8 protein-coding genes, 1 tRNA gene and 1 pseudogene are annotated in these 7,955 nt (G+C 60.0%); 4 read left to right on the forward strand and 6 right to left on the reverse strand.

The genetic code is table 11. The features are described 5' to 3' along the window. Positions 1–120 precede the first annotated feature (120 nt). Positions 121–1,004 (reverse strand): annotated as a pseudogene (locus tag EN914_RS16510) (LysR family transcriptional regulator). A gap of 103 nt (positions 1,005–1,107) precedes the next feature. On the opposite strand from EN914_RS16510, the gene EN914_RS16515 reads away from it, so the two are divergent. Together EN914_RS16515 and EN914_RS16520 are read left to right on the forward strand one after the other, a co-directional pair. Continuing rightward, positions 1,108–1,977: an SDR family oxidoreductase gene (locus EN914_RS16515; protein WP_024501613.1), complete on the forward strand. Its 870-nt coding sequence runs from the start codon at positions 1,108–1,110 to the stop codon at positions 1,975–1,977. A gap of 314 nt (positions 1,978–2,291) precedes the next feature. Next, entirely contained in the window at positions 2,292–3,764 is a 1,473-nt protein-coding gene (locus tag EN914_RS16520; protein ID WP_024501612.1) for a hypothetical protein, read from the forward strand. Positions 3,765–4,045: 281 nt separating this feature from the next. Here EN914_RS16520 and EN914_RS16525 read toward each other — a convergent pair whose 3' ends face one another. Next, positions 4,046–4,363 (reverse strand): hypothetical protein, encoded by a 318-nt coding sequence (locus EN914_RS16525; protein ID WP_024501611.1) that lies wholly within the window; start codon positions 4,361–4,363, stop codon positions 4,046–4,048. Between the two features lie 278 nt (positions 4,364–4,641). Here EN914_RS16525 and EN914_RS16530 point away from each other — a divergent pair, with 278 nt between their 5' ends. Next, positions 4,642–4,884 (forward strand): hypothetical protein, encoded by a 243-nt coding sequence (locus EN914_RS16530; protein ID WP_013530767.1) that lies wholly within the window; start codon positions 4,642–4,644, stop codon positions 4,882–4,884. A 91-nt stretch (positions 4,885–4,975) separates the two neighbouring features. Here EN914_RS16530 and EN914_RS16535 read toward each other — a convergent pair whose 3' ends face one another. The 4 genes from EN914_RS16535 to EN914_RS16550 form a co-directional block, all read right to left on the reverse strand. Then, on the reverse strand, positions 4,976–5,182 hold the full coding sequence (locus EN914_RS16535; RefSeq protein WP_013530768.1) for a hypothetical protein: 207 nt from the start codon (positions 5,180–5,182) through the stop codon (positions 4,976–4,978). Between the two features lie 197 nt (positions 5,183–5,379). Then, on the reverse strand, positions 5,380–5,565 hold the full coding sequence (locus EN914_RS16540; protein ID WP_013530769.1) for a hypothetical protein: 186 nt from the start codon (positions 5,563–5,565) through the stop codon (positions 5,380–5,382). 317 nt (positions 5,566–5,882) lie between these two features. Continuing rightward, positions 5,883–5,956 (reverse strand) — tRNA-Gln (locus EN914_RS16545). 84 nt (positions 5,957–6,040) lie between these two features. After that, positions 6,041–6,334 (reverse strand): hypothetical protein, encoded by a 294-nt coding sequence (locus EN914_RS16550; RefSeq protein WP_024501610.1) that lies wholly within the window; start codon positions 6,332–6,334, stop codon positions 6,041–6,043. A gap of 553 nt (positions 6,335–6,887) precedes the next feature. Here EN914_RS16550 and EN914_RS16560 point away from each other — a divergent pair. After that, positions 6,888–7,943: a PAS domain S-box protein gene (locus EN914_RS16560; RefSeq protein WP_024501609.1), complete on the forward strand. Its 1,056-nt coding sequence runs from the start codon at positions 6,888–6,890 to the stop codon at positions 7,941–7,943. The last annotated feature ends 12 nt before the right edge of the window (positions 7,944–7,955 follow it).

The raw sequence follows: 7,955 nt of genomic DNA on the forward strand, positions 1-7,955 counted from the left end.
AGTCTTTCACGACGTCCTCCTCTTGTAGGGCGACAAGGTAATTGCCGTCGCCCCAACTTGTTCCACCGCAAACTCCTTCCGCCAAAAATAAAAGTTCTTGCCGGCGAAAGCGGTCGGGCATCACCTGCCGATATAGGCGGCCAGTTCGTCCGGCGTCCCGTTCGGGAAGGCCTGTTTCAGAAAATCCAGGAACGCCGACACGCGCGGGCTGAGCAGCCGCCGGGAGGGGTAGAGCGTCCAAAGAGCGATCTCAGGGGCGTCGATGTCCCCCCAATTCACCAACGTGCCGTCAGCCAAATCGTGGGCCACCAACGAAATGGGAAGACGTGCCGCACCGACCCCCGCCCGCACCGCATCGCGCACCATAATGAGCGTTCCCAAAGCGAGGACCGGCTCGATTTTGATCGTCGACCGGCCACCCTCGGTCTTCACGTGCCATGTTTGCCGTTCGCCTTCCCGCGCGCAACGGCAGGGGCCGGTCCACCGGTGCGAGGAAGGTGAGGGCTCGCCACGACGACCAGCCGGTCGCGGAGAAACGCCCGTCCGACCAAGCTTTCGTCGGGATCCGGGTTGACCCGGATCACCAGGTCGTAGCCTTCCTCGATCATGTCCACAGCCCGGTCCTCCGTCGTGACCTCCAGCCTCACCTCCGGAAATTTGAGGGCAAATCCCGCGGCGATCCTCCCCATCGCGGTCTGAGAAAAAAGCAGGGGCGCGCTGATCCGCAGTCTCCCCTTGGGTCTTTGACCGCCCGAGGCGATCGCCGCGGCCGTCTCGTCCAGTTCGGCAAGCAACGCCCCCGTCCGCTCGAAAAGCGCCCGTCCTTCCTTGGTCAGCTTCAGGTTGCGCGCACCCCGTTCAAACAGGCGCAGGTCAAGGCTGCTCTCCAAGTCTCCAACGCGCCGCGACAGGGTTGCCTTGGGCCGGCCGGTGGCCCGTGCCGCCTTGCCGAAACCGCCATGGCGGGCAACGAGGTTGAAATCGGTGAGGGCCAGAATATCCATAGGTGTTCCACCAGTGAGACGGTGCGTCTAAAATTTCGGTCTGTTTGAGTGTTTGTGAGCCACACATATTGGGGCTGTCAAGCAACCCAACAGGAGAAATTCCATGACCATCCTCGTTACCGGCGCCACAGGCAATGTTGGCCGCCAAGTCGTCGAGCACCTCGTCAAGCGCGGCGCCGACGTCCGTGCTCTCGTCCGCGATCCGTCGAAAGCCAGCTTCCCGGCAGGCGTATCGGTCGCGCAAGGCGACTTTCTCGATGTCGATTCACTGCGCAAAGCCATGTCCGGCGTTTCCACCCTGTTCCTCTTGAACGCCGTGGTGCCGGACGAATTCACCCAGGCTTTGGTCGCGCTGAACGTCGCCCGATCGGCGGGCATCGAGCGGATCGTCTATCTCTCGGTGATCCATGCCGACGTGTATGTGAACGTGCCGCATTTCGCCGGCAAGTTCGGCGTCGAGCGAATGATCGAGCAGATGGGCTTCCAGGCTACGATCCTGCGCCCGGCCTATTTCATCCAGAACGACCTGATGATCGAAGACGTCATCACCGGCTACGGCACCTACACAATGCCGATCGGCGCCAAAGGCCTCGCCATGGTCGATGTGCGTGATATCGCCGAGATCGCCGCTCTCGAGCTGCTGCGCCGCGAACGGTCCGCGGAGCCGCTTGCGCTCGAGCGGATCAACCTCGTCGGTCCGCAGACACTGACCGGGACGGATATCGCGGCCATCTGGTCCGACGTGCTCGCCCGGCCGATCAGCTACGGCGGCGACAACACCGAAGGTTTCGAGCAGAATCTCAAGCAGTTCCTGCCTGCCTGGATGGCCTACGACATGCGCTTGATGGGCGAACGGTTCCTGACCGACGGCATGCTGCCCGAGGCCGGCGACGTCGAGCGCCTGACCACGCTTCTGGGCCGCCCGCTGCGCCCCTATCGCGACTTCGCCTCGCAAATCGCCGGCTCCGCCTGACGGAACGGCTCTGGTCATCACCAGGGGGTACAGAAACAGCAGGGCGGCCTTTTGAGGAGGGCGCCTAGCTGTGGCGAGGTCCGCCATCGCTTCATCAAAGAGCACAATCAGGAACCGCGACTCTTCGTCTGGCGGGCCCGATCCAGACTAAATCTTCGCCGCCGTCAGGCGCAGCCACCAAACGTTGGAATCAATCCGCTAGGTTGGGGCACCCCAATTGTCCGCAGCACCAGTCAATCGCAGGAATTTTGAAGTGGAGCCGTTGACATGCACGCTTTCATGATTCTGAATGTTTACTGACTTGGGGGATAAAAATGAAGAGATTTTGGGCTGCTGCGGCCGTTCTATTGTCGTTGCCATGTCTATCGATTGCCCAAACCAACGCGACCGAAAATGCCAGCTTTCCGCAATCCTCCTGCGTATCTAAGGCATCCGGCTTCAAAAACAGCCTGCAAGCCAGAGTTTACCCAAGGATTGACGGTACAGACACGCTAGTTCTGTTCGACCCGAAGGGCGGCTTTGAGAGGTCATTCCAGAATATGGAAAGGTACCGTCTGTTGGCCGCCAAAGCGATGGCGGTGGCGGATGGTTGGGCTGTCTTTGGTGTGACGGAGAAAGGCGGGAAACCCATAGGCTTTGTGGTTCAATATATGCTTGGCGATCCGGATACGAAGACCTGTGAGGTGTTGCCGTCCTCCCCCGAGATTGCCTTGGTGAACGACATGCCTCCCACGATCCTCAAGCAATACGCGGAAATGCTGGCGAACGATGATAGCGGAAACGAATTTGCGATCCGCTCTCGTCTGGCGCAGATGTTTACGAAGAACAAGGAAGATGAGAACGCACCAAAGATTATCACTGATAACGCCCCTTTAACGGTCGAACCCAATTTTGATTTCGAAAAATCCACATGCAAAGCACCGGCGCCCGAATTTCCTAGGGCGATTGCAGTTCGTGTTTTCCCGTCGCTCAGCAATTTAACTCAGCTGACCTTGCGAGATGGCATGACAGAGTGGAAGCCTGATCTTTCCGGCGTCCACTCCAACACGTCTGCAAGCTTCTTGCTCTACGGTGCCCGGGACGCGTGGGCTGTTTATGCCATGACACCCGATAATCAGTTCCGGGTCCAATACATGGCCGGTGATGCATCCGGCAAATCGGCGAACTGTATCAAAGTGCCGGATAAGCCCGTTGACGTATCCATCGAAGGAATGGCCCTCACGGCGGTGAGCATGTACCTCCAGAGGTTGACCGGCGACAATTCCGGGACGGGAGATGAACTGCGCGCAAAGCTCAAGAAGTTTGTGGCGGGTGCTGCCGCACCGGCCGATTCGCTTGGACCGTCTCCGTTGATGCACCTACCCCAGCCCGTATATCCCTTTCTCGCAGCAATGCAGCTATGCGACACCAACGAGGACGCGTCTTTCCAGGATAATTTTCTCACGATCGAGGACATCGACGGAGATGGCGACGACGACTACCTATTCGACATGAAGGGTGTTCGGTGTGTCGGCAAAGATGGCAGGGATCACGGGATTACCGGCAATCACGCAGCAGGCCTGACAATTCTGACTACCACGAAAAATGGCATCGAAAAGGTTTTTGACGAGCCCGTCTTCAGTGCCGAGATCAGGAGATTCAAAGGATATGCTACTGCGATGATATCCTACGAGTTTTCGATGAACGATCATCCGAGAAAATATCTGATCTTCAAGGATGGCAAGGTTACAAAAGCCAAAAAACCGCAAAACGGCGGCAAGGTAGTTTATCGATTTGGAATTGAGTAGCGCTCTAAGTGCACCTCAAAATCAGCCCGCATGTTATGTATGGATTCTAGCGATCAACAGCCCTTACATTTTCCGTATGCAAGAAATTCTTGGCAAATCGAATCGGCCCTATGATGGGCTAAGTAGAAAATGGGAGACCGTCCATGCGCATCCCGCCATTGTCCTAGTCGCTCTGTTGCCGGTGACCGCGGACGCGGCACCAGGCTCTGTGACACGACCGGCTCTGGGTGAATGCACTAGCTGACCGGTACGGGACAAATGCGCGTTCGGCCGGAACAGCCCTACTGCAGGGTGGCCGGACCAGGCCTGTCGCGTTGGGCGATCACGTGCTCGCCCTCGTCACCGCCGAGGCCATCCACGAACAGACCAGCCACGCCGTCGAAATTGGTGAGCCCGTCGAATTCAATTGCGGCGCCAATCAGCTGGGCTGCCTGGAAGACAAGGTATTCGACGTCCTCGAGAGCGATGTTTTCGGCCAGGTTCCTGACCCTTACATGTTCCGCCACCGCCGTGATACTGACGATGCCGGTCTTCCTGAAGGCGATCTGGACCGCTGAACGGACGTCATCGCGCAGTCGCGCCGAGTAATCATACCGCATCGAAACCTCCCAAAGGGAACGGTTTTCTGTTCAGGTTGCACAATGCGGCAGAGGCTTCGTCTTGGCAAGTCACGAATTAAATAATATCTAAACAAATCAGCTAGTTAGCATAGTTATGCAAGTATGCGCCTTACGCCGAATACCATCAGGCTCATCATGCGCATGAGAAGCAGTTCACTCATCGCGAGGTCTTGACGCACTAGGAGCGCTTTCCTAACTATTAGGTAAGCGAGTTGAATACTCATTCGAGGTATCGGGATCCTGAGCGAGGGAGCGCGATGACTGAACTGGAACGCCCGGAACGGTTGCAGATCATGCTGACGTCAGACGAGCTGGCTGCGCTGGAAAACTGGCGCTTCGACAAGCGTATGCCGAGCCGTTCGGCCGCGGTCAGGGAATTGCTGCGGCGCGGGCTTGCCTCGGACGGCTTCCTGACGGCGGAGCAAGGGGCGAAGTCGCAAGACTTCGGCATCCTGCCAACCGCCGGCGGCAACGGCATTTCCGAAAGCGGCAAGGAGTAGCGGGTCACCGCGCGTGAGCCGCTCGAGTCCTTTCAGGCTGCCGGTCGCCGCAACGCGGTGCCGGCCGGCCCAGCGGACCATAACTCTCGATTCAGAGGATGTTGGTCGTCACTTCGACGACGATCGCGGCACCTTCCAGGCTGCCATTGGTGACGTGCACGACACGCGATACCCGCAGATCCTGCGTGGTTCCATCGATCGACAGCGCAACGCTTTCGCCGATCCGCGGAACCGCCTGAAAAACCGCGTCCGTGGCCTCCGGCCGGTTGTCGATCGATATGCGGCAGTTGACGGTCATGAGATGTCTCCTGTGTCGGCCCGGTGGTCAACGCGGGGTCCGCGAAATGGTTTCAGGAGCCGGATGCAACTTGATGGCGCCCGGATCCGTAAAGCAGTAATTGCTCCATTGTTCATCGTAACGGAGCAACAGGGCTCGCCGGGGAGGGCGTTGGGGCTGCCCCGGCGAGCTTGATCCGCCTTACCAGGGGCGTGGCATCACCGGGGTATGGAGACGAGTTTCGGCGCTCGCAATTCCCCGGCCATCCTTGCCGCCTGGAAAATTGTCATCAAAACCAGGATGGGCTCACCCTCGGTCGGGTTGATGGTCAGCACGACGCGGCCAAGCTCGTCGCTCATGCCGCAAGACCAGTCCTTGACGGCTATCACCTTTCTCGCGGCCATATGCCGTTCTCCTGCACGGGAGGTTCTCTGCCGGCTAAGCCGTCTGGAGTTGGTCGACAGAACCTTCGCCTGACATTGCAACCAGCCGAAATGCGGCAAATGCGGCCAATATCATGAAAACCGCCGTGACGTTCAGGGACATCGTCGACGCAAGGACGCCCCCGTCAAAGCAACTCAGTTCCATGCGCTGTACCCCTTCAAGCCACTGACGGCCTGGATGATGATCCTGCTTCGAGTGAAATACAAGCGCGCGCTAATGTGCTGAAGTCGGCTGGCCAGTCTGCGCGCGGCTCCGAACCAGCCAAGCGCTTGGTTGCTGGTTCCCGCTCAAGGGCTCGAACCTCGATTCACGCCTTCAAAGGGCGCTGTCCTACCATTAGACGAAGCGGGAAAATGCACGTTGCGCCCCACCCCTAGCCGGTTCGCGCGCCGGGATCAACGCACTGCGGCGGCAAAGCCGATTGGAAGCGCGGTGTCAGTCCGGAAAGTTGGTGACAGGTTCCTCGCAGCGGTAGACCGGGCAGCTGCCGTCACGGGTCGGGACATAGGCCGACATCGGCACCTCCGGCCAGTCGCATTCGTTGCCGAACTGCCTGACATAGCGGTCATAGGTGTTGGGGCCGGTGGTCAGCACCACGGCATGGCGGCTTTGGAGCAGTTGCCGGAGTTGGTCGCAACTCATCGTGCGGGTGTCGGGCCTGGCTTCGGCGAGGCCGGTCGCGGCAAGCAGGATCGCTGCCATCATCAAGGCAATTCGGCGCATTGGCATGGCTGTTCCTCGAATGGACATATCGGGCGAAACTCGCATCCCGGCGGGTGGTTCCGCAACCGCCGGCTGGCCGTCTGTGGCGGGCGCAACCAAATGGTCCGTCGCGCATTGCTGGGGATGGATGGCAGGAAGCCCTACGAAACCCCGCAATGGCGGCCCGGAAACGGGGATCGCGAGGCCATGTGCTGTTCTTTCTGCGGCGGGCGCGACCACAGCTATGAGGACTGTCCGCAAAGGGAGGCTTCGGCCGAGCCAGTGCCTGTTGCTCCGCCCGACGACCCCGGCTCCGAAGAAGCAGGCCGATGAGACCGACAAGGCGAACCGGTCACCCGGCTTGCCGCGGCTCGACGGGATCGGCATTTACGGCCGCCGGGGCCTTGCCGGAACGAACGACCGGGCGCCATCGTGAAATGCCTGTCGGCGACCGCAAATGCGGAATGTTGCGCACCGACTGCAACCAAAATGCCCGGTCAGGCATTGCTGGCTCAAGGGGAAATCTACACGCAGGCCCGGACTCTGGCCGGACGCGGCCAAGTGGGGCCAAGACGGGGCAATGACAGAATTGGCAAGCATCGACAGCCTGCTCGAAATCACTGCCCACGCGCGGTTGGCGGCGATTGTCGATTCATCCTTCGACGCCATCGTCAGCAAGGATCTGAACAGCATCATCACCAGTTGGAACGCGGCGGCGCAACGCATGTTCGGCTACACCGCCGAAGAGGCCGTCGGCCGCTCCGTGCTCATGCTCATCCCCGATCATCTCAAGGATGAAGAGACCGACATCATCAGCCGGGTTCGCAGGGGCGAGCTGCTGGCCAGCTACGAGACGATCCGCCGGCGCAAGGATGGCGGGCTCATCGCCGTGTCGCTGACCATTTCACCGATCAGGAACACGTCCGGCGAGATCATCGGCGCCTCGAAGATCGCCCGCGACATCACCGCCAGCAAGGAGAGCGAGCGCCGGATCAGGCTTTTGCTCCGCGAGGTGAACCATCGCGTCAAGAACCAGTTCGCGGTGATCCTCTCGATGATCCGAGAGACCAGTAAACGCTCGACCGATCCGCGTGAATTCGAGGAGTTGATCCGTTCCCGCATCATGGCGCTGTCGCGGTCGCACGATCTGCTGGTGAACTCGGAATGGGCCGGCGCCAGCCTCTTCGACCTTGCCCAGGAGCAGCTCAAGCCGTTCGGTCACGAGGCGCGGGTATCGCTGTCGGGACCGCTTTTGACCTTGCAGCCGAATGCCGTGCAAAATCTCGGCATGGCGTTTCATGAACTCGGCACCAACTCTTCCAAATATGGCGCGCTGGCGAGCGAGGCCGGGCGGCTCGAGATCACCTGGCGGATCGTCGAAGGCGCTTCGGACAAGCTGGAAATCCATCTGCTCTGGGACGAGACGATGCCGGTGCGTGAGGGAGAGCGTCGGGACGAAAGCACGCGCAAGGGTTTCGGCACCGTCGTCCTGCAACGGGTCGCGCCGCAATCGCTGAACGGCCTGGCGGTGCTGGATCGCAGCCCGGGCCATCTCAGCTGGTCGCTGACGGCGCCGCTGGATTCGATCATCGTTCCGCAGTTGGGCGCCGACCTGCCTGAAACCGAAACGTCCTGAGCGCTTGAGGGT

Source organism: Mesorhizobium sp. M7A.F.Ca.CA.001.08.2.1 (genome assembly GCF_003998455.1).
In the GTDB taxonomy this organism is placed as follows: Bacteria; Pseudomonadota; Alphaproteobacteria; order Rhizobiales; family Rhizobiaceae; genus Mesorhizobium; species Mesorhizobium ciceri.